At 73.0% G+C, this 25,484-nt stretch carries 28 protein-coding genes and 1 tRNA gene; 20 read left to right on the top strand and 9 right to left on the bottom strand.

The annotated features are described in order from the left end of the window. The first annotated feature begins 89 nt into the window (after window positions 1–89). The 3 genes from OO48_RS38265 to OO48_RS13975 all read left to right on the top strand — a co-directional run bounded on the left by OO48_RS38265 (window position 90) and on the right by OO48_RS13975 (window position 1,360). Complete coding sequence (locus OO48_RS38265) at window positions 90–257, top strand: hypothetical protein (protein WP_157845447.1); 168 nt, start codon at window positions 90–92, stop codon at window positions 255–257. A 22-nt stretch (window positions 258–279) separates the two neighbouring features. Beyond that, window positions 280–723: an HIT family protein gene (locus OO48_RS13980; RefSeq protein ID WP_033215802.1), complete on the top strand. Its 444-nt coding sequence runs from the start codon at window positions 280–282 to the stop codon at window positions 721–723. A 91-nt stretch (window positions 724–814) separates the two neighbouring features. Continuing rightward, entirely contained in the window at window positions 815–1,360 is a 546-nt protein-coding gene (locus OO48_RS13975; protein ID WP_033215800.1) for a DinB family protein, read from the top strand. A 31-nt stretch (window positions 1,361–1,391) separates the two neighbouring features. On the opposite strand, the gene OO48_RS13970 is transcribed toward OO48_RS13975, so the two are convergent. Both OO48_RS13970 and OO48_RS38260 read right to left on the bottom strand, forming a co-directional pair. Then, window positions 1,392–2,495 (bottom strand): DUF2332 domain-containing protein, encoded by a 1,104-nt coding sequence (locus OO48_RS13970; RefSeq protein ID WP_033215799.1) that lies wholly within the window; start codon window positions 2,493–2,495, stop codon window positions 1,392–1,394. Window positions 2,496–2,841: 346 nt separating this feature from the next. Continuing rightward, entirely contained in the window at window positions 2,842–3,294 is a 453-nt protein-coding gene (locus OO48_RS38260) for a hypothetical protein (RefSeq protein ID WP_157845446.1), read from the bottom strand. Between the two features lie 240 nt (window positions 3,295–3,534). On the opposite strand from OO48_RS38260, the gene OO48_RS13960 reads away from it, so the two are divergent. Further along, complete coding sequence (locus OO48_RS13960; protein WP_081952105.1) at window positions 3,535–4,842, top strand: cation diffusion facilitator family transporter; 1,308 nt, start codon at window positions 3,535–3,537, stop codon at window positions 4,840–4,842. Window positions 4,843–5,061: 219 nt separating this feature from the next. Here OO48_RS13960 and OO48_RS38255 read toward each other — a convergent pair whose 3' ends face one another. Then, window positions 5,062–5,559: a hypothetical protein gene (locus tag OO48_RS38255; protein WP_157845445.1), complete on the bottom strand. Its 498-nt coding sequence runs from the start codon at window positions 5,557–5,559 to the stop codon at window positions 5,062–5,064. A 317-nt stretch (window positions 5,560–5,876) separates the two neighbouring features. Between OO48_RS38255 and OO48_RS13950 the strand changes: the two genes are divergently transcribed. Then, window positions 5,877–6,905, top strand: a complete 1,029-nt coding sequence (locus OO48_RS13950; protein WP_051732109.1) for a type IV toxin-antitoxin system AbiEi family antitoxin domain-containing protein — start codon at window positions 5,877–5,879, stop codon at window positions 6,903–6,905. A 79-nt stretch (window positions 6,906–6,984) separates the two neighbouring features. On the opposite strand, the gene OO48_RS13945 is transcribed toward OO48_RS13950, so the two are convergent. Together OO48_RS13945 and OO48_RS13940 are read right to left on the bottom strand one after the other, a co-directional pair. Then, window positions 6,985–7,575 (bottom strand): isochorismatase family protein, encoded by a 591-nt coding sequence (locus OO48_RS13945; protein ID WP_033215790.1) that lies wholly within the window; start codon window positions 7,573–7,575, stop codon window positions 6,985–6,987. Between the two features lie 194 nt (window positions 7,576–7,769). Then, entirely contained in the window at window positions 7,770–9,083 is a 1,314-nt protein-coding gene (locus OO48_RS13940) for a nicotinate phosphoribosyltransferase (protein ID WP_063830673.1), read from the bottom strand. 141 nt (window positions 9,084–9,224) lie between these two features. Here OO48_RS13940 and clpS point away from each other — a divergent pair, with 141 nt between their 5' ends. From clpS to OO48_RS13900, 9 genes are all read left to right on the top strand, one after another. After that, window positions 9,225–9,518: an ATP-dependent Clp protease adapter ClpS gene (clpS, locus tag OO48_RS13935; RefSeq protein ID WP_033215788.1), complete on the top strand. Its 294-nt coding sequence runs from the start codon at window positions 9,225–9,227 to the stop codon at window positions 9,516–9,518. 42 nt (window positions 9,519–9,560) lie between these two features. After that, the gene (locus OO48_RS13930) at window positions 9,561–10,136 is read left to right on the top strand and encodes a DUF2017 domain-containing protein (RefSeq protein ID WP_033215786.1); all 576 of its coding nucleotides are present in this window, start codon (window positions 9,561–9,563) and stop codon (window positions 10,134–10,136) included. A 163-nt stretch (window positions 10,137–10,299) separates the two neighbouring features. Then, window positions 10,300–11,742: an amino acid permease gene (locus OO48_RS13925; RefSeq protein WP_106970321.1), complete on the top strand. Its 1,443-nt coding sequence runs from the start codon at window positions 10,300–10,302 to the stop codon at window positions 11,740–11,742. A gap of 75 nt (window positions 11,743–11,817) precedes the next feature. Then, a complete protein-coding gene (locus OO48_RS13920) occupies window positions 11,818–12,249 on the top strand; it encodes a M67 family metallopeptidase (RefSeq protein WP_033215784.1) in 432 nt (143 codons plus the stop codon). Window positions 12,250–12,390: 141 nt separating this feature from the next. Next, complete coding sequence (locus tag OO48_RS41015) at window positions 12,391–12,504, top strand: putative leader peptide (RefSeq protein WP_310794779.1); 114 nt, start codon at window positions 12,391–12,393, stop codon at window positions 12,502–12,504. Between the two features lie 116 nt (window positions 12,505–12,620). Further along, window positions 12,621–12,899 (top strand): MoaD/ThiS family protein, encoded by a 279-nt coding sequence (locus OO48_RS13915; RefSeq protein ID WP_033215782.1) that lies wholly within the window; start codon window positions 12,621–12,623, stop codon window positions 12,897–12,899. Next, on the top strand, window positions 12,899–13,867 hold the full coding sequence (locus OO48_RS13910; RefSeq protein ID WP_033215780.1) for a PLP-dependent cysteine synthase family protein: 969 nt from the start codon (window positions 12,899–12,901) through the stop codon (window positions 13,865–13,867). The genes OO48_RS13915 and OO48_RS13910 overlap by 1 nt, the downstream gene beginning before the upstream one ends. Window positions 13,868–14,105: 238 nt before the next feature. Beyond that, window positions 14,106–14,297 (top strand): MarR family transcriptional regulator, encoded by a 192-nt coding sequence (locus OO48_RS13905; RefSeq protein WP_033215777.1) that lies wholly within the window; start codon window positions 14,106–14,108, stop codon window positions 14,295–14,297. Window positions 14,298–14,485: 188 nt separating this feature from the next. Further along, window positions 14,486–15,238 (top strand): MBL fold metallo-hydrolase, encoded by a 753-nt coding sequence (locus tag OO48_RS13900; RefSeq protein WP_033215774.1) that lies wholly within the window; start codon window positions 14,486–14,488, stop codon window positions 15,236–15,238. Here OO48_RS13900 and OO48_RS13895 read toward each other — a convergent pair. After that, on the bottom strand, window positions 15,226–16,143 hold the full coding sequence (locus tag OO48_RS13895; RefSeq protein ID WP_033215773.1) for a branched-chain amino acid transaminase: 918 nt from the start codon (window positions 16,141–16,143) through the stop codon (window positions 15,226–15,228). The genes OO48_RS13900 and OO48_RS13895 overlap by 13 nt on opposite strands. A 142-nt stretch (window positions 16,144–16,285) precedes the next feature. Between OO48_RS13895 and OO48_RS13890 the strand changes: the two genes are divergently transcribed. After that, window positions 16,286–17,233, top strand: coding sequence for a helix-turn-helix domain-containing protein (locus OO48_RS13890; protein ID WP_033215771.1), 948 nt, complete (start codon window positions 16,286–16,288; stop codon window positions 17,231–17,233). Between the two features lie 11 nt (window positions 17,234–17,244). On the opposite strand, the gene OO48_RS13885 is transcribed toward OO48_RS13890, so the two are convergent. Both OO48_RS13885 and OO48_RS13880 read right to left on the bottom strand, forming a co-directional pair. Beyond that, window positions 17,245–18,498: a PTS transporter subunit EIIC gene (locus OO48_RS13885; protein ID WP_033215768.1), complete on the bottom strand. Its 1,254-nt coding sequence runs from the start codon at window positions 18,496–18,498 to the stop codon at window positions 17,245–17,247. Between the two features lie 270 nt (window positions 18,499–18,768). Further along, complete coding sequence (locus OO48_RS13880) at window positions 18,769–20,061, bottom strand: PTS transporter subunit EIIC (RefSeq protein WP_033215766.1); 1,293 nt, start codon at window positions 20,059–20,061, stop codon at window positions 18,769–18,771. Window positions 20,062–20,432: 371 nt separating this feature from the next. On the opposite strand from OO48_RS13880, the gene OO48_RS13875 reads away from it, so the two are divergent. The 4 genes from OO48_RS13875 (at window position 20,433) to rdgB (ending at window position 22,660) form a co-directional block, all read left to right on the top strand. Next, complete coding sequence (locus OO48_RS13875) at window positions 20,433–20,666, top strand: PTS sugar transporter subunit IIB (protein ID WP_033215764.1); 234 nt, start codon at window positions 20,433–20,435, stop codon at window positions 20,664–20,666. 118 nt (window positions 20,667–20,784) lie between these two features. Then, window positions 20,785–21,510 carry a ribonuclease PH gene (gene rph / locus OO48_RS13870; RefSeq protein WP_033215762.1) on the top strand — a complete coding sequence of 242 codons (726 nt, stop codon included), beginning with the start codon at window positions 20,785–20,787 and terminating at the stop codon, window positions 21,508–21,510. An 88-nt stretch (window positions 21,511–21,598) separates the two neighbouring features. Continuing rightward, a complete protein-coding gene (locus tag OO48_RS13865; protein WP_051732108.1) occupies window positions 21,599–22,027 on the top strand; it encodes a hypothetical protein in 429 nt (142 codons plus the stop codon). 27 nt (window positions 22,028–22,054) lie between these two features. After that, on the top strand, window positions 22,055–22,660 hold the full coding sequence (gene rdgB / locus OO48_RS13860) for an RdgB/HAM1 family non-canonical purine NTP pyrophosphatase (protein WP_033215760.1): 606 nt from the start codon (window positions 22,055–22,057) through the stop codon (window positions 22,658–22,660). A gap of 69 nt (window positions 22,661–22,729) precedes the next feature. Here rdgB and OO48_RS13855 read toward each other — a convergent pair. Further along, window positions 22,730–22,813: transfer RNA gene (locus OO48_RS13855), tRNA-Leu, on the bottom strand. 307 nt (window positions 22,814–23,120) lie between these two features. Here OO48_RS13855 and OO48_RS13850 point away from each other — a divergent pair. Further along, a complete protein-coding gene (locus tag OO48_RS13850; RefSeq protein WP_033215758.1) occupies window positions 23,121–25,403 on the top strand; it encodes a glycosyl hydrolase family 18 protein in 2,283 nt (760 codons plus the stop codon). Window positions 25,404–25,484 lie beyond the last annotated feature (81 nt).

Here is a 25,484-nt window from a genome sequence, read left to right as displayed (position 1 = left end):
AGATGTGTATAAGAGACAGGGGTAGGAGATGGCGGAAGTTCGGTCGTCGATGCCCGGAGGTGGGTGCTGTGGTTCGGTGGAAGTGTGCGGTGGCGGGGTTGGTCGTGGTGGTGGCGGGGGTGCCGGGGGTGGCGGTGGCCGAGGGGGTGCAGGACGAGCAGCAGCGGGAGGTGTGTTCGCGGTTGCTGGAGGGGTTCCTGCCGGGGCTGGTGCCGACTTCCTCGGTGTGTGCGGTGAACGTGGCGCCGCGGGGATGAACCGTACGTAGGATCGGCCGGTGTGGACGAGTGCTACGCGTGTGCCCGGGAGGGTGAGTTCGAGCGGTTGCCGGCGTACGAGCGGATCGCGGTGGACGAGCACTGGCGGGTGGTGCACGCGGTGGACTGCGCGTTGCCGGGGTGGCTGGTGTTGCTGCCCCGGCGGCACCTGGAGTCGGTGGCGGAGCTGACGGGGGCGGAGGCGGCGTCGCTGGGGGTGTGGCAGGTGCGGTTGGCGCGGGCGCTGGAGGTGGTGACGGGGTGCCGGAAGGCTTACGTCGCGCAGTTCGGGGAGGCGGCCGGGTTCGCGCACGTGCACTTCCACGTGGTGCCGCGCGGGGCGGAATTGCCGGAGGAGTCGCGGGGGCCCCGGGTGTTCGGGTTGCTGAGGGCGGGGGAGCGGGCGGTGCCGGCGGCGCGGATGGACGAGCTGGCCGGGAGGTTGGCGGCCGTGCTGGCGGGCTGAGTGGTGTCGGGGTGGGCGGTGGCGGGATTTCGATGGTCGGCGGCGGTTGCGCCGCTGGTGGGGCGGTCGGCGGGTCGGCCATGCTGGGGGCATGATCACTCCTGACACGAAGGACTGGACCTGGGTCCTCGAACGTTCCTGTGCCGACTGCGGCCTGGACACCGCCGCGGTGGCCTTCGAGGCGGTGCCGGGCATGATCCGGGCCAACGCGGCGGCCTGGGTGGCGCTGCTGGACGGGGCTGACGCCGGGGACGGGCTGCGCGAGCGTCCGGCGCCCGGGGTGTGGTCGCCGCTCGAGTACGCCTGCCACGTCCGGGACGTGTTCCGGCTGTTCGACGTGCGGCTGCGGCTGATGCTGGCCGAGGACGGCCCGCTGTTCGCCAACTGGGACCAGGACGCCACTGCGGTCGAGGAGCGCTACGCGGAGCAGGACCCGGCCGTGGTGGCCGCCGAACTGGCTTCGGGCGCAGAGAAGTTGGCGCTCTCCTTCGCCTCGGTGCCGCCCGCCGACCGGCAGCGCACCGGCAACCGCAGCGACGGTGCCCGGTTCACCGTGGAGTCCTTCGCCCGCTACCTGATCCACGACCCGGTGCACCACCTCTACGACGTCACCGGGCAGAAGCACCAGGAGGGTTGACCGGACGCCAGGACGCCAGGACGTCAGGACGTCAGGATGCGGCGAGGGCGGGGTCGTCCTCGGCCAGGGTCCACGCGGGCAGGCCGTGCGGCCTGGCCTCGGCGAGCACCGCCGCCGGGCGGGCGCCGAGCCGGGCGGTGAGCAGGAAGCGGTGCTCGGCGCCGACCCGGCGCGGCTCGAAGGCGAGGTGGAGGAAGGGTGCGGACGGTTCGGAGGCGGTCGCGAGGCGGGCCAACTCGCCCTCCACGTCGCGCCATTCGTCGGCGGGCACGTACTGCCGCATGATCGAGTGCCAGACCACCGTCAGCGCGCCGGGAGCGGTCTCGACACCGCGCAGGAACGCGGCCGCGCCGAGTTCCTCCACCGGGGCGGGCGTTCCGGCGGCGAGGGCGAGCGCGCCGTTCAGCCGCCGTACGCGCGGGAGCTGGTCCGCCCAGAGGTAGGAGCGCAGGGCCAGCGCGCCCTCGGCGGAGCGCGGGTCGATCGGGGTCGGGTCGCAGCCGCGCCGGTCCGCCACCCGCTGGAGCGGGGCGTCCCGCAGCCAGGCCGGCGGCTCGCCCCGCCAGGCGTCGGAGAGGACGACGGGGGAGTCCGGCGGGCCGTACGAGAAGCCCTCCGAGGTGCAGCGGAACCGGTCGGCGAGGAGGTTGAGGCCCGCGCTGGAGCCGAGTTCGCGCAGCCGCACCGGCAGGGGGCCGGTGGGGGAGGCGAGTTCCCGCTGGGCCCAGGCGAGGCCGGTGAGCAGCAGGTTGGCCCGGCCGACCTCGTTGGTCTGCGGCGGGCGGGTGAGCCACTCGCGGACGAACGGCAGGTGGGCGGCGACGGCGGCGCGGAAGGCGGGCCACGGGGCGTCCGGGTCGGCGGGGTCGAAGCGGCCGCCGACGCTGGGGTAGTGCGCGGCGAGGTCGGGGGCCAGGCCGGACAGCACCAGGGCGTGGACGGCGCCGAGCAGGCGCAGGGCGACGGCGTCCGGGCCGGGGGCGTCCTCGCGGCCGGCGATCGCCTCCGCGCACGGTCCGCCCGCGGCGAGGTCCCCGGCGGCCCGGCGCAGCAGCGCGGCGGACAGCGGGGAGCCCAACTCGGCGCAGGAGTCCGCCTGGTGGTGGAACATGGCCACGGCGTGGTCGAAAGGCATCGCGGGTCTCCGTCCTCGACGGCCCGGGTGGGCCGTGCCGGCTGCGGTGGTCGTGATCGGCCGCGACGGCGGGGGTGTCCGTGGCGGCCGACCCGGTGGTGGTGGCCATGATCGGCCGGCTCCATCCTTCGCCGACCGGAGGGGAGGGGGTAGTGCGTCCGGCGTGATCTCGATCACCGGCGCTTCGGGTGCGATCGGCCCGGGCGGGAGCGCCCCGCTCGCGGGGGTACGCCACGGGCGGGCGAGGCGATCCGGGGGCGCGCGGTCGATTCCGTACGCCCCCCGAGGGCGTTGGAAATGCCGGGAATGTCGGAGATGTCGGTGTCGACGGGAGCCACGGTGGGGCTCACCAGTCGGCGGCGCGCCTGCGGTGGGACTGGCGGAGCTGGCTGGTGATGCTGGCGGTGTCGCCGCCCACCACGTCCGCGATCTCGGGCGTGGCCAGGCCGACCACGTAGTGCAGGATCGCCAGGTCCTCGTCGCCGTCCACGTCGGGCCGCAGGCCCCCGGCCCCGGCGATGGCGTGCTGCTCGGTGACGGTGTCGCGCAGGATCTGCCAGGCCTCGGCGGCCGGGTTCGGGCTCTCCAGGACGGTGGACCACACCGAGGCGATCGCGTGCAGGGCGAGCCGGACCACCCGGTGGGCCGCGCCGGGCTCCTGGAACCAGACCCGGGCGTAGCTCTGGTACCTGGGTTCGTGGAGCTCGCAGAAGGCGGCGAACTCGACCGATACGCACGGAAGTTCGGTGGACCGATCAGCGGGTGCCGAGTCTGCGGCCTGGACATGACGGTCAGTCACATCAGCTGCCTCTCGATCTGGGTCCGGGCGGGGAGCGTCAGCGCTCACTCTAGGCCCTCGGGCGGGTGCAGTGGGTGACAAGTCTGCTGAGATGCCCGGAGCCGGACCTGATTCGGGCCGTTGTGTGACGACGCGTCAGCAGATGCCGCTCGCCGGACGCAGTTGCGAGGGCATCGCACCTGGTCAGAGGTGGTACATCGACAGTGGCTGCAAGGGAGTTGGTGTGCCACTGTGAGCCCCATGGGTGAACGCTGGAACGGCGACGGGTCTCACCTCCACGGGCGAATCCCGGACCACGGGCATGACCACCATCACACACCGGACCGGCCGGATGGCCCCGGCCACGAGCGGCTCGACCACCACCACCCGCCCGGCGGCACCGCCCCGGGAACCGGGAACTCCACCACCCGTCGGCGCGGGGAACACCACCACGCGCCCCCCGCTGAACGGAACCACCGGCGCGGCCATGGCCGCGAGCACGAGCGCGAGCACGAGCGCGAGCACGATCACCGGCACGGCCACGATCACGATCACGGCCGTCCGGGGCTGCGGCACCGCCTGGCGCACCTGCTGCGCCCGCACGCGCACGACGCCGCCGACCGGGTCGACGCGGCGCTGGAGTCCTCCGCCGAGGGCCTGCGCACGCTCTGGGTCTCGCTGCTGGCGCTGGGTACGACGGCCGCCGCGCAGGCGGTGATCGCGGTGCTGTCGGGCTCGGTGGCGCTGCTCGGCGACACCGTGCACAACGCCGCGGACGCGCTGACCGCCGTCCCGCTGGGCGTGGCGTTCCTGCTGGGACGGCGGGCGGCGAGCCGCGGCTACACGTACGGGTACGGGCGGGCCGAGGACCTGGCGGGCGTCGCGGTGGTGCTGGCGGTGGCGGCGTCCTCGCTGGTCGCGGGATGGACGGCGGTGCAGCGACTGCTGCACCCGGAGCCGGTGGGGCACCTGTGGGCGGTGGCCGGGGCGGCCCTCGCGGGGTGCCTCGGCAACGAGTGGGTGGCCCGCTACCGGATCGCCACCGGCCGCCGGATCGGCTCGGCGGCACTGGTCGCGGACGGCCTGCACGCCCGCACCGACGGGCTGGCCTCGCTGGCGGTGCTGCTCGGCGCCGGCGGCGGCGCGCTGGGCTGGCGGTACGCGGACCCGGCGGTGGGACTGCTGATCACGGTGGCGATCCTGGGCGTGCTGCGCGGCACGGTGCGCGAGGTGGGCCGGCGGCTGATGGACGCCGTCGACCCGGCGCTGCTGGACGCGGCTGAGCGCGAACTCGCCGCCGTGGACGGGGTGCGCGGGGTCGGCGCGGTGCGGATGCGCTGGATCGGGCACGCGCTGCGCGCCGAGGCGGACGTGGTGGTCGACCCCGCGCTGACGGTGGTGGCCGGCCACCAGGTGGCGGAGGCCGCCGAGCGGGCCCTGATCCGGGCCGTCCCCCGGCTGATCGCCGCGACCGTGCACGTCGACACGGAACGGGCCGACACGGAACGGGCCGCTGCGGAACGCGCCGGTGCCGCGCACACCGGTCGAACCCCGGCGGGGGCGGCCTGACCTCGCCCCGGCCGCCCCGGCCGTGCCGGAGCCGGCGGTGCGGTCGGGCGCGGGAGCTGACGTACCGTCAGGAGGCCCTGGAGCGGGGTCAGTAGCCCCGTTCGCGGGCCTCCGCAACTCCTGTGGCCGGTGGGGCCTCCGGGGCGCCAGGAGGCCGCTCGGCGCCCTTCCGGTCCGCGCGCCCTCCGGGCCGCCCCGGCCGCCGCCCCGGCCGGGCCGTCAGCGCTCGCGTGTCGCCCGCGCCGTCCGGGCCCCGCCCGCCGTCGCCCCGCCCGCCCGGGCCGCCGCCTCCGTGGCCGCCCGCGCCGCCGCGCTCTCGGCGGCGCGCGCCGCGGCCGCCACGCTGTCGGGCTCGCGCCGGGTCTGCTCGGGGATGCCGGCGCCGCGGCGGTCGGTCCGGGCGGACGCCTCCGCGGCCTCCACGCTCTCGCGGGCGGCCAGGTAGGCCTGCACCGCGGCGATGCCGTAGACCGGCTGGATGAGCTGGTGGCCCTTGAAGAAGGGCCGGGCGGGGGCGAATCCGGCGGCGGCCACGAGTTCGCGGATCTCGGTTATCTCCGCCTCGCTGCGCGCCGTGAAACGGACTTCCCAGCCTTTCTTGTAGGTACGTCCGTCCTCCCCGCCGCGTCTGGCGGGATCCGGTTGGCGGACGTAGCCGGGCAGGCGGCCGAGGCGTAGTCGGGCGGCGCGCTGGGCTGATGTCTCGTCGCGGGGCATGTGCCCGATGTTAGGCAATTCACGGTGGTGGCCGACGCCGGGGGGCGTGACGTTGGGTGCGGGGTCGATCACCCCTGGTCAGACGGCGCAGGTCGGTGGCACGGACTCGAAGGGGTCGCAATGCGGTGTCGATCCGACGAGAATCGGATGTTGGAAAACAAGTCCGACCTATTGCGACAACAGGGTGAACGGGCGATCCGCCGAATGGGTGAGGGTATGGGGACTTTAGTGCGGAGCAGTCCCGGTTTGACGACGGTTGGGTAACAGGTCGTCAGGTCGGGCGTCGGGTGTCAGACGTGCGGGGGAACGTGGAAGTCATGAACCGCATCCCGCAGCAGCCCGCGTCCCTCGAAGAACTCGCCCGGCGCCAGCAGAACGTGGTGACGGCCAGTCAGCTCCGCGCCCGCGGCGTGCCCGCCCGCATGGTGAGCGAGCACTGCCGCAGCGGCGGCCCCTGGCAGCGGCTGCTGCCGCGGGTCTACCTGCTGCAGGAGGGCGCGCCGACGCCCGAGCAGCGGATGTGGGCCGCGCTGCTGTACGCGGCGCAGGACGGCCGGGCCGAGGACGGTGCCCGCGAGGGCGCGGTGATCACCGGCGCGGCCGCGCTGGCGCTGTACGGGTTCGTGTCGGTGCCGCGGCTGCCCGCGGTGCTCGGGGTGGAGGTGCTGGTGCCCCGGCAGCGCCGGCTGCGCGACGCCGGGCAGGTGCGGATCCGGCGCACCGGACGGGAGTTGGAGGCCCGCTCGGTGCACGGCCTGGCGGTCGCCCCGGTGGCCCGGGCGGTGGCGGACGCGATCGACGAGTGGGGCGAGCAGGGCGCGTTCGAGTCCGGCCGGATCGGCCCGGGCCTGCTGCGGGCGCTGCTGCGCGAGGCGCTGTCCGGGCGCGGGGGCGGCTGCGCGGCGCGCGAGCTGCTGGCCGAGTTGGCCGAGGCGCGGCTGCTGGAGGCGCCCCGGGTGCGGGCGGCGGTGGACGAGCTGCTGGCGGCCCAGCGGGAGTCCGCGTTCGCCGAACTGACGGTCCTGGCGGCGGAGCTGGGGCTGCCGCTGCCGCTGCCGGGCCCGGAGCTGCGGATGCGCGGGGGCACGTACATCGCGGTGCCGGACCTGTACTGGCCCGAGGCGGCGGTGGCGGTGGAGGTCGACTCCGAGCTGCGCTGCGTCAGCGAGGGCGAGGCGGCCTGGGTGCGCGGCGGCCAGCACCGGATGGAGTACCTGGGCGTGCGGGTGGTGTACGTCTCCTCGTCCCGGCTCGCCGCCGAACGGGAGGCGGTCGGCGGCGAGTTGGCCGAGGCGTACCGGCTCGGCGGGGAGGACGTGGTGGAGCTGCGGGCCACCGCGCGCTGAGCCGGCCCCGCCCGGTGCGGCAGGTCGGACCGACGGGTCGGGCCGACGGGTCCGGTCGGCGGGTCGGGTCGGCGGCCGGTCAGCCGCGGACGATCGGGGTGCCGGTCAACTCGACGCCCGCGGAGCGAAGTTCGTCCAGCGCGGCGGCGGTGGTGGCGGGAGCGACGCCGGCCGTCAGGTCGAGCAGGACGCGGGTGGCGAAGCCCTCGCGGACGGCGTCCAGGGCGGTGGCGCGGACGCAGTGGTCGGTGGCGATGCCGACCACGTCGACGTCGGTGACGCCGCGCTCGTTCAGCCAGTCGGTGAGCGTGCCGCCGTGCTCGTCGAAGCCCTCGAAGCCGCTGTAGGCGGCGGCGTGCGCGCCCTTGGAGAAGACCGCCTCGACCGCGCCGGAGGTCACCGAGGGGGCGAAGTTGGGGTGGAAGCCCACGCCCTCGGTGCCGGCCACGCAGTGCGCGGGCCAGGAGCGGACGAAGTCGGGCCGGGCGGCGAAGTGCGGCCCCGGGTCGATGTGGTGGTCGCGGGTGGCGACGATGTGGGCGTAGCCGGGGGCGGACTCGGCGATCAGGTCGGTGATCGCGGCCGCGACCTCGGCCCCGCCGGCGACGGGAAGGCTGCCGCCCTCGCAGAAGTCGTTCTGCACGTCGACGACGATCAGGGCCCGGTGCATGGGCTGGCTCTTCTCTCGTTGGCTCGCTGGGAGCTGGGGCGCGGTCCAAAGCCGGGGGTCTCGGCCGCGGTGGTGTCGGGGTGGCCCGGGCGGACCCGGACGGTACGGCGGTTGGCACTCTAGGCAGTGCCGGGGCGGGCACGGAAGTACCGGCGGGCAAAGCCGGGGCGAGCCCTCCCGGTCCGGCCCCGGGTTCAGCCGGCGTACCGCTCGGTGGCGATCACCGGCTCGCCGCGGGAGAGCTGGGTGGCCGACAGCGGCAGCGCGGCGAGGGCCCGGCGGTGGCGCTCGCGGGCGGCGTCCAGCGGTTCGCGGCCGACCACCTCGCCGCCGGTGATCAGCGGGACGTGCAGCAGGTGCGGTTCCAACTCGGCGGGGACGGCGCCGGTGCCGACCACCTCGGCCTCGGCGACGCCGTCCCGGTCGGGGCGGCGGGCGGCCCACTTGCGGCCGCCGACGCTGCTCTTGCCGCCGGCCGAGCGCTTGGCGACCGGGACGAGCTCGCCGCCGGGCGTCGACTCGCGGGCGACCAGCTTGTAGACCATCGAGCAGGTCGGGTGGCCGCTGCCGGTGACCAGGCTGGTGCCGACGCCGTAGCCGTCGACCGGGGCGGCGGCCAGCGCGGCGATGGCGTACTCGTCCAGGTCCGAGGTGACGATGATCTTCGTGTCGGTGGCGCCGAGCTCGTCGAGCTGGCGGCGCACGCGGTGGGCCAGCAGGGTGAGGTCGCCGGAGTCGATCCGGACGGCGCCCAGCCGCGGTCCGGCCACCTCGACGGCGGTGCGGACCGCCTCGCCGAGGTCGTAGGTGTCCACCAGCAGGGTGGTGTCGCGGCCCATCGAGTCGATCTGCGCGGTGAAGGCGTCCCGCTCGCTGTCGTGCAGCAGGGTGAAGGCGTGCGCGGCGGTGCCGGTGGTCGGGATGCCGTAGGTGAAGCCGGCCTCCAGGTCCGAGGTGGCGGCGAAGCCGGCCAGGTAGGCGGCCCGGGCGGCGGCGACCGCGGACTGCTCGTGGGCCCGCCGGGCGCCCATCTCGATCACCGGGCGGCCGCCCGCGGCGGCGGTCATCCGGGAGGCGGCGGCGGCGATCGCCGAGTCGTGGTTGAGGATCGACAGGATCACCGTCTCCAGGATCACCGCCTCGGCGAAGCTGCCCTCGACGGTGAGCAGCGGCGAGCCGGGGAAGTACGCCTCGCCCTCGGGGTAGCCGTGCACGCTGCCGCTGAAGCGGTAGTCGGCGAGGAAGCGCAGCGTCGGCTCGTCCACCACCTGCTGGTCGGCCAGCCAGTCGAGCTGCGGCGTGGTGAAGCGGAAGGACTCGACGGCGTCCAGCACCCGGCCGGTGCCGGCCAGCACGCCGTAGCGGCGACCGTCGGGCAGGCGGCGGGTGAAGACCTCGAAGACCGAGCGGCGGTGGGCGGCGCCGCTGCGCAGCGCGGCCTGCAGCATGGTCAGCTCGTAGCGGTCGGTGAGCAGCGCGGAGCTGCGGTGCGCGGTGATGGCGTCCATGGGGATGATGCTACTACCACTTAGCGTCAGAGTGACGATTTCTCTCGCCGGGTCCGCGCCGGGGCACCCTGATTCGCTCCGGAGTCCCTCGGATGGAAGCATGGGACGGGGGAAGCCGAGGTCGACGAGGAGAGACGGACTGTGAGTGTCGCGCCGGTGGAGGTCGAGCGCCCGGAGACGGAGGGGGTTCCGGTCACGGAACCGGACACGCCGTGGGTGACCATCGTCCACAACGACCCGGTCAACCTGATGAGCTACGTCCAGTACGTCTTCCAGAGCTACTTCGGCTATCCGAAGGACAAGGCGCACAAGCTCATGATGGACGTGCACCACAAGGGGCGGGCGGTGGTCTCCAGCGGCACCCGCGAGGAGATGGAGCGCGACGTGCAGGCGATGCACGGCTACGGCCTGTGGGCCACCCTGCAGCACGACTGACGGACCGTCACCCACCATCCACGAGGGACTGATTCCACACACATGGCCGGTTTGTTCGAGAGCGCGGGCCACGGCGGCGCGGCGATCGCGCTGGACGAGTTCGAGGTGTCCATCCTGCGCTCGCTGGAAGTGCAGATGCTGGAGCTGATCGGGCCGCCGCCCGGCGGGGAGAGCGACGACCCGCTGGCCGCGCTGTTCGCCGAGGGCCCGAGCGAGGCCCCCGGCGACCCGGCGCTGCTGCGGCTGTTCCCCGACGCGTACGGCGGCCCGGGCGCGCCCGAGGACCCGCGGACCGCCGAGCGCTCCGCCGAGTTCCGCCGCTACACCGAGCTGGACCTGCGGGCCCGCAAGCGTGAGGACGCGCTGGCGGTGGTCCGGGCGCTGGACGGGCTGGGCGGCGCGGGCGGGGTGCTGGAGGCGAAGCCGGCCGACCTCCCGCACTGGCTGGGCGCCCTGAACGACCTGCGGCTGGCCCTGGGCGCCCGGTTGGAGGTCACCGAGGAGGACGAGGAGGGCCTGTACCGGCTGCCCGACTCCGACCCGCGCAAGCCGCTGGTGATCGCCTACCTGTGGCTGGGCGCGCTGCAGGAGAGCCTGCTGGAGGCGATGGCGGGCTGAGCCCCGGCCGCCCGGCCCGACTTTCGCTCATATTGTCCGATTGCTCAGGTAACGCTCAGATGTGAGGCCTTCCGGAGCTTTCGCGTGGTTCACTGCTGCCTCCCCGGGAAGACGGGGCCCGCCGGCCGACCGGTCGGCGCGGACCTGGAGGCGAGGCGGACGGATGGCGCAGCAGGCGATGGACGGGGCGACCGGCACCGCCCCCGACGAGGAGGGCTACCAGCGCGGGCTGGGCGGCCGGCAGATCCAGATGATCGCGATCGGCGGTGCGATCGGCACCGGCCTGTTCCTGGGCGCCGGCACCGCCATCTCCAAGGCCGGCCCCAGCCTGATCCTCAGCTACGCGGTGGCCGGCGTGGTGATCTTCGTGATCATGCGGGCGCTCGGCGAACTGCTCACCTACCGCCCGGTGGCGGGCAGCTTCGCCGAGTACGCCCGGGAGTTCCTCGGCCCGTTCGCCGGCTTCGTCACCGGCTGGACGTACTGGCTGTTCTGGGTGGTCACCGGCATGGCCGAGACCACCGCCGCCGCCGTCTACGTCCGCTTCTGGGAGCCCGGCATCCCGCAGTGGACCACCGCGCTGGCCTTCCTGCTGGTGCTGTACGCCGCCAACCTGATCTCGGTGAAGCTGTTCGGCGAGATCGAGTTCTGGTTCTCCATGGTGAAGGTCACCGCCATCCTCGGGATGATCCTGATCGGCATCGGCGTGCTCACCCTGGGCTTCTCGGACGCCGGCGACACCGCCTCGATCACCAACCTGTGGCAGGACGGCGGATTCTTCCCCAAGGGCATCGGCGCCACCGTGATGACGCTGCAGATCGTCATGTTCGCCTACCTCGGCGTGGAACTGGTCGGCGTCACCGCGGGCGAGAGCGAGAACCCGGAGAAGACCCTGCCGCGGGCCATCAACACCCTGCCGGTGCGGATCGCGCTGTTCTACATCGGCGCCCTGGTGGTCATCCTGTCGCTGGTGCCGTGGACCGAGTTCCAGCCCGGCGTCAGCCCGTTCGTCGCCGCGTTCGGGAAGGTCGGCATCCCGGCGGCCGCCGGGATCATCAACTTCGTGGTGCTCACCGCCGCGCTCTCCTCCTGCAACTCCGGGATGTACTCCACCGGTCGGATGCTGCGCGACCTGGCCCTGCGCCGGCAGGCCCCCGGCCGGCTCACCCGGCTCAACGCCCGCCGCACCCCGGCCGCCGCGATCACCGTCTCCTGCCTGCTGATGGGCGCCGGCGTGGTGCTCAACTACTGCGTCCCGGAACGGGCGTTCCAGTACATCACCTCGATCGCCACCGTCTGCGGCCTGTGGACCTGGGGCGTCATCCTGGCCAGCCAGATCCGCTACCGCGCCGCCTGGAGGGCCGGCCGACTGCCCGCCCCCACCTTCCGCGCCCCCGGCGGCAACTGGAGCCGCTGGCTGTCGCTGGCCTTCCTCGCCCTGGTCGCCGTCCTGATCGCGCTCGACCCGGACGCCCGGATCTCGCTGTACGTCTTCCCCGGCTGGGCGCTGTGCCTGGCCGTCGGCTACGAGGTGCTGCGCCGCCGCGACCCGGCCGCCGTGCACGCCGACCCGGACTCCCACCTCCACGCGGGGGACGGCAACTGACGGGCCCCAGGCGGAGCGGTGACGGGCCGGCCGCCGCCCGCCGGGCGGCGGCCGGCCCCTCGCTATCCTGGCCGCATGCTGACCATCACCCGAGAACTGCGCGACCGGATCGTCGCCCACGCCCGCGCCGACCACCCGGACGAGGCGTGCGGCGTGATCGCCGGACCGGCCGGCACCGGGCGCCCCGAGCGGTTCATCCCGATGCTCAACGCGGCCCGCTCGCCCACCTTCTACGAGTTCGACTCCGGCGACCTGCTGAAGCTCTACCGCGAGATGGACGACCTCGACGAGGAGCCGGTGGTGATCTACCACTCGCACACCGCCACCGAGGCGTACCCGTCCCGCACCGACGTGAGCTACGCCTCCGAGCCGTTCGCGCACTACGTGCTGGTGTCCACCGCCGACGGCACCGGCGAGGAGGACCCCTACCAGTTCCGCTCGTTCCGCATCGTGGACGGCGTGATCACGGAGGAAGACGTGGAGGTGGTCGAGGCGTACGCCGCCTGACCCCCGCCCGCCCGGCGACGGGCCGACCCGCACCGCGCCCAGCGCGGCGGATCGGCCCGTTTTCTCATGCCTCGGAACGCCACCGCCCGGATGTCGAGACAAGCATGTCAAAGCGGGGCCGGGAATCTATACGATGAGTCCATGCGTTCCGTCGATGTGAGCAATCAGGCCCCAGGCACCCGCCTCGTGGCGCGCCTGCACGTCGACCTGTGCCGGCTCGCCAGCGCGATCTGTCCCGGCACCGCCGCGCGCTGACCGACGACCGGCGGAGCCGACCGGCCGGTCGGACCGCCCGCCCCGCCGCCGGGGCCCTCCCCCCGCCGTGCCCCGCCCGGCCCGGCAACCCGAACTCACTCCACAGGAGCGCAGCCATGGCCATCGAGGTCCGCATCCCGACCATCCTCCGCACCTACACCGACGGCGCCAAGGCCGTCGACGGCAACGGCGCAAACCTCGGGGAGCTCTTCACCGACCTCGACTCCCGCCACCCCGGCATCGCCGCCCGGCTGCTGGACGGCGGCGAACTGCGCCGCTTCGTCAACGTCTACCTGAACGACGAGGACGTCCGCTTCCTGGACGGCATCGCCACCGCCGTCACCGACGGCGACAGCGTCACCATCCTCCCGGCCGTGGCCGGCGGTATGAAGTAATGCGCTACGACAGCCCGATCGAGGCCATCGGCAACACGCCGCTGGTGCGGCTGCCGCGGCTCTCGGCCGGCGTACCCGGGAACGAGGACGGCCGGGTCACGCTCTGGGCCAAGCTGGAGGACCGCAACCCGACCGGCTCGATCAAGGACCGCCCGGCGCTGCGCATGATCGAGCGCGCCGAGGCGGAGGGCCGGCTCACCCCCGGCTGCACCGTCCTGGAACCCACCAGCGGCAACACCGGCATCTCGCTCGCCATGGCGGCCAAGCTCAAGGGCTACCGGATGGTCTGCGTGATGCCGGAGAACACCAGCGAGGAGCGCCGCGAGCTGCTCCGGATGTGGGGCGCGGAGATCATCTCCTCGCCCGCCGCCGGCGGCTCCAACACCGCGGTGCGGATCGCCAAGGAGATCGCCGCCGAGCACCCCGACTGGGTGATGCTCTACCAGTACGGCAACCCGGACAACGCCGGCGCGCACTACGCCACCACCGGCCCGGAGATCCTCGCCGACCTGCCCACCATCACCCACTTCGTGGCGGGCCTGGGCACCACCGGCACCCTGATGGGCATCGGCCGGTACCTGCGCGAGAAGGTCCCGGGGGTGCAGATCGTCGCCGCCGAGCCCCGCTACGACGACCTGGTCTACGGCCTGCGCAACCTCGACGAGGGCTTCGTCCCCGAGCTCTACGACGCCGAGGTGCTCACCACCCGCTTCTCGGTCGGCTCGGCCGACGCGGTCACCCGCACCCGCGAACTGCTCCAGCAGGAGGGCATCTTCGCGGGCGTCTCCACCGGCGCGGTGGCGCACGCGGCGATCGGCGTGGCCCGCAAGGCCGCCAAGGCCGGCGAGCGGGCGGACGTGGTGTTCGTGGTCGCCGACGGCGGCTGGAAGTACCTGTCCACCGGCATCTACACCGCCGAGACCACCGAGGCGGCGGTCGAGGCGCTGCAGGGCCAGCTCTGGGCCTGATCGGCCGGATCCGGGCCTGATCATCCGACGGCGCGACCACGGCGCGGCACCCCTTCCCGGGTGCCGCGCCGTCCGCTCGTCCGATCATCGGCCCACTGTGACACCGCAGCATTTGTCCGTTCCGGGTGACCGCTTCGTCACGGAACGGCCACCGCGCCGGTCACGCCCCGGCCGTCGCCGCCCGCCCCGCCACGCTGGCGGCGCACCACTGGTTCGCCGTCACCCGGAGGTGGGCGCCATGCCCGGCCGAGAGCTCTGGTCCTACGTCGAGATCGGCCTGCACATCCGCGTGCAGACCGAGACCGTGCGCAACTACCGGCGGCACGGGCTGCTGCCCGAACCCGACCTGGTCGACGCCGCCGGCCACCCCCGCTGGTACCCGGAGACCATCCGGGCCTGGGCGCTGGCCCGCCCCGGGCGCCGTTCGTAGCGCGTTCGAACGCCTCCGCCCCGTCCTGGTGATTCCGCCCACAGCCCGGCACGGGAGAGGGGGCAAAGTGCCGCCCGGCCCTTACCCTCGACAGTCAAAGCACCGACGGAGTCGAAGAACCCCGCCCCGCCCCACCGGCGGCGCGGACGGCCGCGGACGATGGCCCGACGGGGCGGGAAGGGCTCGGCATGAAACTGACCGTGGTGGGGTGCTCGGGGAGCTTCCCGTCCGTGGACTCCCCGTGCTCCAGCTACCTGGTGGAGCACGACGGCTACCGCCTGGTCCTCGACCTCGGCAACGGCGCGCTCGGCGCGCTGCAGAAGTACACCGGCCTGTACGACGTGGACGCCGTCCTGCTCAGCCACCTGCACGCCGACCACTGCGTCGACCTGTGCGCGTACTGGGTGGCCCGCAACTACCGGGTCGAGGGCTGCCCCGAACCGCTGCCCGTGCACGGACCGAGCGGCACCGCCGAGCGCCTGGCCCGGGCCTACGACATGCCGGAGAAGCCGGGCATGACCGAGGTGTTCGACTTCCGCGACCTCACCGGCGGCGCCCGGCTCGCGCTCGGCCCGTTCACCGTCACCGCCGCCCGGGTCAACCACCTGGACTGCGAGGCGTACGGCTTCCGGATCGAGGCCGGCGGCCGCAGCCTGGTCTACTCCGGGGACACCGGCATCTGCCCCGACCTGGTCGAACTCGCCCGGGGGACCGACCTGTTCCTGTGCGAGGCGGCCTACACGGACGGCAAGGAGACCTTCGACTCCATCCACCTCAACGGCACCCAGGCCGGCGAGCACGCCGCCGCGGCTGCCGCCGCCCGACTGGTGCTCACCCACATCCCCCCGTGGACCGACGCCGAGCGCAACCGCCGGGACGCCGCCGCGGTCTTCCCCGGGCCGGTCGAACTGGCCCGGGCCGGAGCCGTCTACGAGCTCTGAACCGGCGTCAGCCAGTGCCGGTAGCGCTCGTCCGCGCCGCTCACCGCGGCCCGGTACGCCTCGCCCAGGCGCTTGGTCAACTCGCCGTCCACCGACGGTAGTTCGCGGTTGTCCAGGGAGGCCACCGGCACCACCCCGGCCGCCGTCCCGGAGACGAACACCTCGTCCGCCGCGTACAGGTCCGAGCGCAGCAGGTTCTCCACCCGCACCTCGACGCCCATGTCCCGGGCCAGCGTCAGCAGGGTGTCCTGGGTGATGCCCTCCAGGGCGCCCGCGCTGCTGGGGGGAGTGCGCAGCACCCCGTCGCGGACCGTGAAGACGTTCTCCGAACTGCACTCGCTGACCGTGCCGTCCGGAGCCAGCAGCAGGGCCTCGTCGAAGCCCGCGTCGCTCGCCTCCCGCCGGGCCAGGGCCGAGTTGAGGTACGGGCCGGTGGCCTTCGCCGCCGGGGGGACGGAGTTGGGGTCGGTGCGCCGCCAACTGCTGGTCATCAGCCGCAGCCCGCGCTCCGCCTCCAGGTAGGCCGGCCACTCCCAGGAGGCGATCGACACGCTGGTGGGGGAGTGCCGCATGTCCAGCCCCATCGAGCCGTAGCCCAGGAACGCCAGGTGCCTCAGGTAGCACGAGCGGTGGCCGTTCGCCGCCACCAGGGCGAGCGTCGCCTCAGCCAACTCGTGGCGTTTGTAGGGGAGTTCGATCCGCAGCATGCGCGCGCTGCGCTCCAGCCGGGCCAGGTGCTCGTCCAGCCGGAACACCGCGGGGCCGTCGGCCGTCTCGAACGCCCGGGTGCCCTCCAGCACTCCGGTGCCGTAGTGCAGCGCGTGCGTCAGCACGTGGACGCGGGCCTCCTGCCAGGGCACCAGCGCGCCGTCGAACCAGATCACGGAAGACTCGGGAATCGCCATGGCGACCATCCTGGAGACCCCCGCCCGCCGGGCGAAGGCCCCCGGCCGCGCCGGATCAGGCCATGACCGCCACCGGAGCACCCGTCTCGAATGCTGAAAACCGCCCTGCTCCTCCCCGGCGGCGGCCCTAGGCTTCCGCAGGGTGGAGACCAGCACCGCCCTGTACGCCCGCCTGCTCGCCGACCCCGGCCTGCCGCTGGACTCACTGCGCGACGAACTCGGCTTCGGAGAAGGTGAGTTCGAGCAGGCGATGGACGAACTGCGCGGCCTCGGACTGCTCCGGGGAACATCGGCGACCACCAGCGGGGTGGCCGCCGTCTCGATCGACACCGCGGTGCGGCAGCTGCTCGCCGACTCCGACCGCCGCTTCACCGAACTGCTCGGCGAGGCCCGCCGCACCCGGGACCGGGTCGAGCGGCTGCACGCCCACTACCTGCCGCTGCAGACCGGCACCGCCCACGAGCTGGTCCGCGGCGCCGACCGGGTCGCCGCGCTGCTGGAGGACGCCGCCCGGGCCGCCCGCACCGAGGCGCTGTCGCTGCGGCCCGGCCAGGACCAGTCCGAGAACGGCCTGGCCGAGAAGCTCGCCCGCGAGCGGATCGCCCTGGCCCACCGGGTCACCCTGCGCACCATCTACCCCGCCGCCGCCCTGCACCAGGGCGCCGTCCTCGCCCACGTCCAGGCGCTGACCGCGGCCGGCGCGCACATCCGGGTCGCGCACACCCTGCCGCTGTGGCTGATCGTGGTCGACGCGGGCCTGGCCGTGCTGCCCGCGCCCGGGGAGCCGCCGGGCAGCGCCGCGGTGGTGGTCCGCGACCCGGCCGTGGTCGGCGTGGTCCGCGAGCTCTTCGAGCACTTCTGGGCGGCCAGCTGGATCCCGCCGGAGCTGCTCGGCCGCACCACCCCCGACGACCGCCACCGCGAGGTGCTGCGGCTGCTCGCGGCCGGGCTCACCGACCAGGCGATCGGCCGCAAGCTGGAGATCTCCGACCGCACGGTGCGCCGCCTGGTCGCCGACCTGACCGCGGCGCTGGGCGCCCAGTCGCGCTTCCAGGCGGGCGTGCACGCGGCCCGGCTGGGCTGGATCTAGCGGGCCCCGGGCTACCCGTCCTCGAAGCCGTCGTCGTCCTCGCGGCCCGGCGTCTTGAGGTCGAAGCGCAGGATGACGAACCGGAAGAGCGCGTAGTAGACCACCGCGAAGCACAGCCCGATCGGGATGACCAGCCACGGCTCGGTGGCCAGGTTCCAGTTCAGCACGTAGTCGATGACGCCCGCGGAGAAGGTGAAGCCGTGGTGCACGCCCAGCGCCCAGGTGACCGCCATGGACAGGCCGGTGAGCACGGCGTGCAGGACGTACAGCACGGGGGCGATGAACAGGAAGGCGAACTCGATCGGCTCGGTGATGCCGGTGACGAAGGAGGTCAGGGCCAGCGAGAACATCATGCCCAGGACGGCCCGGCGGCGTTCCGGGCGGGCGCAGTGGGCGATCGCCAGGGCGGCGGCGGGCAGGCCGAACATCATGATCGGGAAGAAGCCGGACATGAACTGGCCGGCGGCGAGGTCGTGCTGGAAGAACCGGGTCTGGTCGCCGTGGAACTCCTGGGTGCCCACCGTGTACGTGCCGGCCTGCTGCCAGAAGAAGGTGTTGGCGAACTGGTGCAGGCCGAACGGCAGCAGGGCCCGGTTGATCAGTCCGAAGACGCCGGAGCCGAGCGCGCCCAGCCCGATCGCCCAGGTGCTGAAGCGGTCCACGAGGCCGCCGATCGGGCCCCAGCACAGGCCGAAGAGGACGCCCAGCGCGGTGCCGACGAACGCCATCACGATCGGGACCAGCCGGCGCCCGTTGAAGAAGCCCAGCCAGTCGACCAGCCGGGCGCGGTGCAGCCGCTGCCACAGCACCGCGGAGAGCAGGCCGACCACCACGCCGCCGAGCACGCCCGGGTCCTGGTAGGTGGCCTCGACGTCCCGGCCGGGCAGCACCTGGTAGCCGGTCTTCGGGAAGGCGGTGAGCACCTGGTGGTAGGTGAGGAAGCCGACCAGGGCGGCGAGCGCCGTGGAGCCGTCGGCCTTCCTGGCGTAGCCGATGGCGATGCCCACGCAGAACAGCAGCGGCATCCAGTCGAAGACGGCGTGGCCGGAGGCGGAGAAGACCTCGGCGACCCTGGTCCAGCCCAGGCCCTGGTCGCCGAAGACGTCCTCCTTGCCGAGCCGCAGCAGGATGCCGGCGGCGGGCAGCACGGCGATCGGGAGCTGGAGGCTGCGGCCGATCTTCTGGAGGGCCGCGAAGACCCGGGAGCGCAGCTCCCGTCCACCGGGTGCCGACGCCGGCCGGGAGTTCTGCGCGGTCGTACTCATATGCGGTGGTTCCTCACGGCAGCGCGATTCTGGTCTAGACCACTTAAGGTCTCGTTCAGCTTTCTAGCACGGGCCGAACGGGCTCCGGAACCCTCTTAAGGTTCGCGGGGGACAAGCGCTGCGGAATCGAAACCTTGGCCGGGTTGACGCCGGATCAATTGACCTGGAGGTAACTCCTTCTGGTTCGTCGGGCAACAAAGAAGTGCGCCCCCGGCGGGAATTCCTCCCGCCGCGGGCGCGCTGTGCGGCGCCGGGGCCGCTGACCTGGGGTCAGGCCTTGGTCACGTCCTCGACCTCGTCGTCGTCCTCGCGACCCGGGGTCTTGAGGTTGAACTTGACGATGACGAACCGGAAGACCACGTAGTAGACCGCCGCGAAGCACAGGCCGATCGGGATGATCAGCCACGGTTTCGTGGCCAGGTTCCAGTTGAGCAGGTAGTCGATCAATCCGGCCGAGAAGCTGAAGCCGTCGTGGACGCCGAGCCCCCAGGTGACCGCCATCGAGACACCGGTGAGCACCGCGTGGATGGCGTACAGCAGCGGGGCCACGTAGGCGAAGGAGTACTCGATCGGCTCGGTGACGCCGGTGACGAAGGAGGTCAGCGCGACCGAGAACATCAGGCCGTAGATCTCCTTGCGCCGGTGCGGCTTGGCGCAGGCGGCGATGGCCATCGCGGCGGCGGGCAGCGCGAACATCATGATCGGGAAGAAGCCGGAGAGGAACTGGCCGGCCGAGGGGTCGCCCGCCAGGAAGCGGCCGATGTCACCGGTGCCGGACTTGCCGGTCTCCGGGTTGGTGTAGCTGCCGAACTGGAACCAGACGAAGGTGTTCAGCAACTGGTGCATGCCGATCAGCAGCAGGGCGCGGTTGGCCACGCCGAAGATGCCGGAGCCGACCGCGCCCAGGTCGGAGAGCCACTTGGAGAAGTCCTCCAGCCCGTTGCCGATCGGCTGCCAGATCCACACCATCAGCGAGCCGAACAGCAGGCCGACCAGGGCGGTGATCATCGGGACCAGGCGGCGGCCGTTGAAGAAGCCCAGCCAGTCGACCAGCTTGACCCGGTGGTAGCGCACCCACAGCCAGGCCGAGAAGAGGCCCATCAGGATGCCGCCGAGCACGCCGGGGTTCTGGTAGGCGGCCTCCACCACGGTCTTGTCCGTGTAGTTCACGCAGATCGAGGCGTCCAGCGTCGAGCCGGCCGGGCAGTCCTTCGGGAACGCGCGCAGGACGGTGTAGTAGACCAGGAAGCCGGCCACCGCGGCGAGCGCGGTCGAGCCGTCCGCCTTCTTGGCCATGCCGATCGCCACGCCGATGCAGAACAGCAGCGGCAGGCCGAGCGCGGGGTTGAGCAGCGCGCCGCCGGCGGCGCCGATCGCCGCGGCGACCTTGTCCCAGCCGAGGCCGTTCTTGCCGAAGATGTCCTCCTGGCCGAGCCGGGTCAGCAGGCCGGCGGCGGGCAGGACGGCGACCGGGAGCTGGAGGCTGCGGCCCATCTTCTGCAGGCCGCCGTAGAAGGTGTGCCACCACGTGGACTGGTGTGCCGTGGCGCCTGGTGAACTCATCGTCGGCCCTCCGCTGCCGTTCCCGTCCCCCTGGGGGGTCCATCCGTGCGTGGGGCCAGGAACACCGGCGGACCGCCCCGCGTTGTCCCGAGTACACCTACGATTGGTGTAGACCATTTTCGAGGCAGCGGCGGTCCGCGGGTTCGAGAGCCCGATGATCGCCATCCTGCGACGGCCCCCGAGGCGGCCGCGCGCGGAGATAGCCCGAAAGTGAACTAACGTGGCATATCGGCAGGAATCGGGTGATGCTGGTCGCGCCGTCGGAAGGCGCGGCAGACTGATCCCGGGTCACCTCCGGCCGGCACCACCGCACACGCAGTACGGCATCCGGCGACCGACCGCCGAAGCGCCGAGACAGAGGGAGAAAGACCATGGCCAGCAAGGCTGAAAAGATCGTCGCCGGTCTCGGCGGAATCGAGAACATCGACGAGGTCGAGGGCTGCATCACCCGGCTGCGCACCGAGGTCCACGACGCCTCCAAGGTCAACGAGGCGGCGCTCAAGGCGGCCGGCGCCCACGGCGTGGTGAAGATGGGCACGGCCATCCAGGTCGTCATCGGCACCGACGCCGACCCGATCGCCGCCGAGATCGAGGACATGATGTGAGCTGAGGCCCGCCGGCCCGCTCCACCCGCACGGCCCGCCGCCGGGGACCACCGGCCGGCGGGCCGCCGTGCGTGCGCCCCCGCCGGGCCCCGCACCCGGACCCGATACGCTCGGGGGCATGTCTCGCATCGACGGCCGCACCCCCGACCAGCTCCGCCCCGTCACCATCGAACGGAACTGGAGCAAGCACGCCGAAGGCTCCGTCCTGGTCTCCTACGGCGACACCAAGGTGCTGTGCACCGCCAGCGTCACCGAGGGCGTCCCGCGCTGGCGCAAGGGCAGCGGCGAGGGCTGGGTCACCGCCGAGTACGCCATGCTGCCCCGGGCCACCAACACCCGCGGCGACCGCGAGTCCGTCCGCGGCAAGATCGGCGGCCGCACCCACGAGATCAGCCGGCTGATCGGCCGCTCGCTGCGCGCCGTGGTCGACCACCGGGCGCTCGCCGAGAACACCATCGTGCTCGACTGCGACGTCCTGCAGGCCGACGGCGGCACCCGCACCGCGGCGATCACCGGCGCGTACGTGGCCCTGGTCGACGCGGTCTCCTGGGCGCGCGGGAAGAAGCTGCTGCGGGCCAAGGGCCAGCCGATCACCGGCGGCGTCAGCGCGGTCAGCGTCGGCATCATCGACGGCGTCCCGATGCTCGACCTCCAGTACGAGGAGGACGTCCGGGCCGAGACCGACATGAACATCGTCTGCACCTCCGACGGCCGCTTCGTCGAGGTCCAGGGCACCGCCGAGGGCGCCCCGTTCGACCGGGAGCTGCTCAACCAGCTGCTCGACCTGGGCAGTCTGGGCTGCGCCGAGCTGGACGGGATCCAGCGCAAGGCCCTGGAACTCTAGGAACCGCGGTGGGCTGAACGGCCGTCAGGAAGGGTGGGCGGGTCCGGGAGTGCTGTACAGGCACGCGGGCCGAGCCTTAACGTTCGGGGTGAGCCCGCACACCCTCCTGGAGGACTCGCCGATGCAGCAGCCGCTGAGCATCAACCGCACCACCGCGCTCGCCGTCGCCGCGCTGGTCCTGGTCCTGCCGTTGAGCGCGGTCAGCTGCTCGGCCGCGGAGAAGGCGCTCAGCTGCGCCAACACCGCGGTGCAGGTCACCACGCACGTCGCCCAGCTCGGTGAGGCGTTCAACAACGCCGACCAGGACCCGGCCGCCGCCGGGCAGGCGCTGCAGAACCTCAAGGGCGACATGGACAAGCTCGGCCGCAACTCCAGCGACGCCGACCTGTCCAACGCGATCGGCGACCTGCAGACCCAGATCGACAGCGTGCAGAAGGCCGTCGACAACAACCAGACGCCCGACCTCGCGCCGCTGGGCAGCGCCGCGGCGCGGGTCAGCAAGGTGTGCACCGGCTGATCCCCGGGCGCGCACTAGGCTGGGCCCATGACCAAGCGACTCGTTCTCGCCACCCGCAACCAGCACAAGGTCGCCGAGCTGCGCGACATCCTCGGCGCGGCCGGACTGGACGTCGAACTGGTCGGCGCGGACGCCTTCCCCGAGGTGCCGGACGTGCCGGAGACCGGGGTCACCTTCGCCGAGAACGCGCTGCTCAAGGCGCACGCGCTGGCGAAGGCGACCGGGCTGCCGGCCGTCGCCGACGACTCCGGGCTGTGCGTGGACGTGCTGGGCGGGGCGCCCGGGATCTTCTCCGCGCGGTGGGCCGGGCGGCACGGCGACGACCGGGCCAACCTGGACCTGCTGCTGGCCCAGCTCGGTGACATCGCCCCGGAGCACCGGGCCGCCTCCTTCGCCTGCGCCGCCGCGCTCGCCCTGCCGGACGGCACCGAGCGGGTGGTCGAGGGCCGGCTGCACGGCACCCTGCGCACCGAGCCGGCCGGGACGAACGGCTTCGGGTACGACCCGGTCCTGCAGCCGCTCGGCGAGAGCCGCACGTGCGCCGAGCTGAGCGCCGAGGAGAAGAACGCGATCAGCCACCGCGGGCAGGCCTTCCGCTCGCTGGCGCCGGTGGTCGCCGAACTGCTCGGCTGAGGAGGCCCGCACGCGACAAGAGGCCCGCCCCGGCTCCCCGGGGCGGGCCTCTTCGCGCGTGAACGCCGGTGCGGCCTGAGGGACTCGAACCCTCACGAGATCTCTCTCACGGGCACCTAAAACCCGGGCGTCTGCCAATTCCGCCAAGACCGCCGATACCTGACTTCCGCCATGCTACTGGCCCGTCGCGCGGGCGTGCACCACCCTTTCGGGCGGCCGTCCGGGGTGTCCCGGCTTGTTCAAGAATTGGTACAGACCTATTGACCGGTGTGGTCCAGACCACGTACGTTCGCGCCGATCCGCGGAAATCCGGGCCCCGGGCGGTGCGCAACGACCGGGCCCAGGCACGTCTTCCTCCCCCACGGCGTCCGGCCCCCCACCCCGGGCGCGAGCATTGGAGCGACCCATGCCCGAACGCGCCACAGCCGCGCGCTCCGCCGCCCGATCCGGGCGGCGTCCGATGAAAGCCGGCACCGCGCTGGCGACCGCGACCGCACTGGTGGCCGGCGCCGCCGGGCTGGTCACCGTGATCGGCGGCTCCTCCTCGGCCGCCACCGTCAACCTGCTCGCCAACGGCGACTTCGAGAGCGGCACGCCGTCCGGCTGGAACTGCTCGGCCGGCCTCGGCTCGATCACCTCCACCGCCCCGCACGGCGGCGCCAAGGCGCTGCAGGCGGCGGCCTCCGCGTCGGACACCGCCCAGTGCTCGCAGACCGTCGCGGTCAGCCCGAACACCACGTACAGCCTGAGCGGCTGGCTGAAGGGCAACTACACCTACCTGGGCGTCACCGGGACGGGCACCACCGACACCAACTCCTGGGGCTCCAGCGCCGACTGGGCCAACCGCAGCACCACCTTCACCACCGGCGCCTCGACCACCTCGGTGACGGTCTACACCCACGGCTGGTACGGCCAGGGCACCTACTACGCGGACGACCTGGTGCTGACCGGCCCCGGCGGGTCGGGCTCCACCAGCCCCTCGGCGAGCGGCGGTTCGAGCGCGAGCGCGAGCGCGTCGGCGTCGGCCAGTGCGAGCGCCTCGGCGAGCACGTCGCCGTCCGCCTCGCGCAGCGCCTCGCCGTCGGCCTCGGCCTCGGCCTCGCAGAGCGGGACGCCGGGCGGGGACGGGGTGGTGACCACGCCGACCGGGCTGACCGCGAGCGTGTCGGGCACCTCGGTGACGCTGAAGTGGAACCCCTCCACCGACAACGCGCAGAACGGCAACAGCGCGGTCTACCGGATCTTCACCGGCGGCACCACGAACCAGACCGCGACCTCGATGGGCACCTCGGTGACCGTCTCCTCGCTGCTGCCGAACACCCCGTACTCCTTCACCGTGCAGGGCTACGACAAGGACGGCCACAGCAGCGGGTTCACCGCGCCGGTGTCCGTCACCACCGGGGCGGCCCCGAGCGGCCCGCTGAAGTCGGCGTACTTCGCGCAGTGGGGCATCTACGGGAACAAGTACTACCCGTCGACGATGGCCGCCACCGGCGCGGCCGGCGGGCTGAACACGATGACCTACGCGTTCGCCAACATCAACCCGTCCACGCTGAGCTGCTTCGAGACCATCAAGGCCGCGGACACCAACGACAACAACCCGAGCGCCGGCGACGGCGCGGGCGACGCGTTCGCGGACTACCAGAAGGGCTACACCGCGGACATCGCGGTGGACGGCACCACCGACGCCTGGACCCAGCCGCTGAAGGGCAACTTCAACCAGCTGCGCGAGCTCAAGGCGAAGTACCCGAACCTGAAGATCACCATGTCGCTGGGCGGCTGGACGTACTCCAAGTACTTCTCGGACGCGGCGGCCACCGACGCCTCGCGCAAGAAGCTGGTCTCCTCCTGCGTCGACATGTTCATCAAGGGCAACCTGCCGTCGATCCAGGGCGACGCCACCGGCGGCACCGCCGCGGCGATGGGCGTCTTCGACGGCATCGACATCGACTGGGAGTACCCGGCCTCGGCGGGCGGCCACACCGGCAACCACTACTCGGCCTCCGACACCGCCGACTTCACCGCGCTGCTGGCCGAGTTCCGCAACCAGCTGGACGCGTACGGGCAGACCGTCGGCAAGAAGTACCTGCTGACCGCGGCCCTGCCGTCCGGCCAGGACAAGATCGCGCTGCTGCAGACCGACCAGATCGGCACGTACCTGGACTACGGCAACGTGATGTCCTACGACATGCACGGCGCCTGGGACGCGACCGGCCCGACCAACCTGCAGGACCCGCTGTACGACAGCCCGAACGACCCGAGCAACCCGGTCGCCCCGGGCACCCAGAAGTACACCGTGGACAACGCGGTCAACGCCTACCTGAACGGCGCCCCGGCGTACGGCATCAAGGGCGGCTTCCCGGCGAAGAAGCTGGTGCTGGGCGTGCCGTTCTACATGCGCGGGTGGACCGGCGTGCCGGCCGGCCCGAACCACGGCCTGTACCAGAGCGCGACCGGCCCGGCGGCGGCGCAGGGCACCAGCCAGACCGCCGGCGTGGCGTTCTGGAAGGAGCTGGCGGCGGCCGGCAAGACCACCGGTTCCGCGGTGCACTGGGACCCGGTCACGCAGAGCTCGTGGATCTACGACGGCGCCAGCCTGTGGACCGGTGACACCCCGCAGGCGATCGCGGCGCGCGGCGCGTACGCCACCTCCAGGGGCCTCGGCGGGGTCTTCGCCTACTCGCTGGAGGCGGACGACCCGTCCGGCACGCTGGTCAACGCGATGACCGGGAGCATGAAGTAGCGTCAGTTCCCCCCGGCGGGGGCCGGATCGTCCGGGTGCGGACGGTCCGGCCCTTCATATCAAGTTGGTACAGACCTGTTG

This window comes from Kitasatospora phosalacinea, assembly GCF_000716545.1.
In the GTDB taxonomy this organism is placed as follows: domain Bacteria; phylum Actinomycetota; class Actinomycetes; order Streptomycetales; family Streptomycetaceae; genus Kitasatospora; species Kitasatospora phosalacinea.
This window is presented reverse-complemented; position numbering and strand designations above follow the sequence as displayed.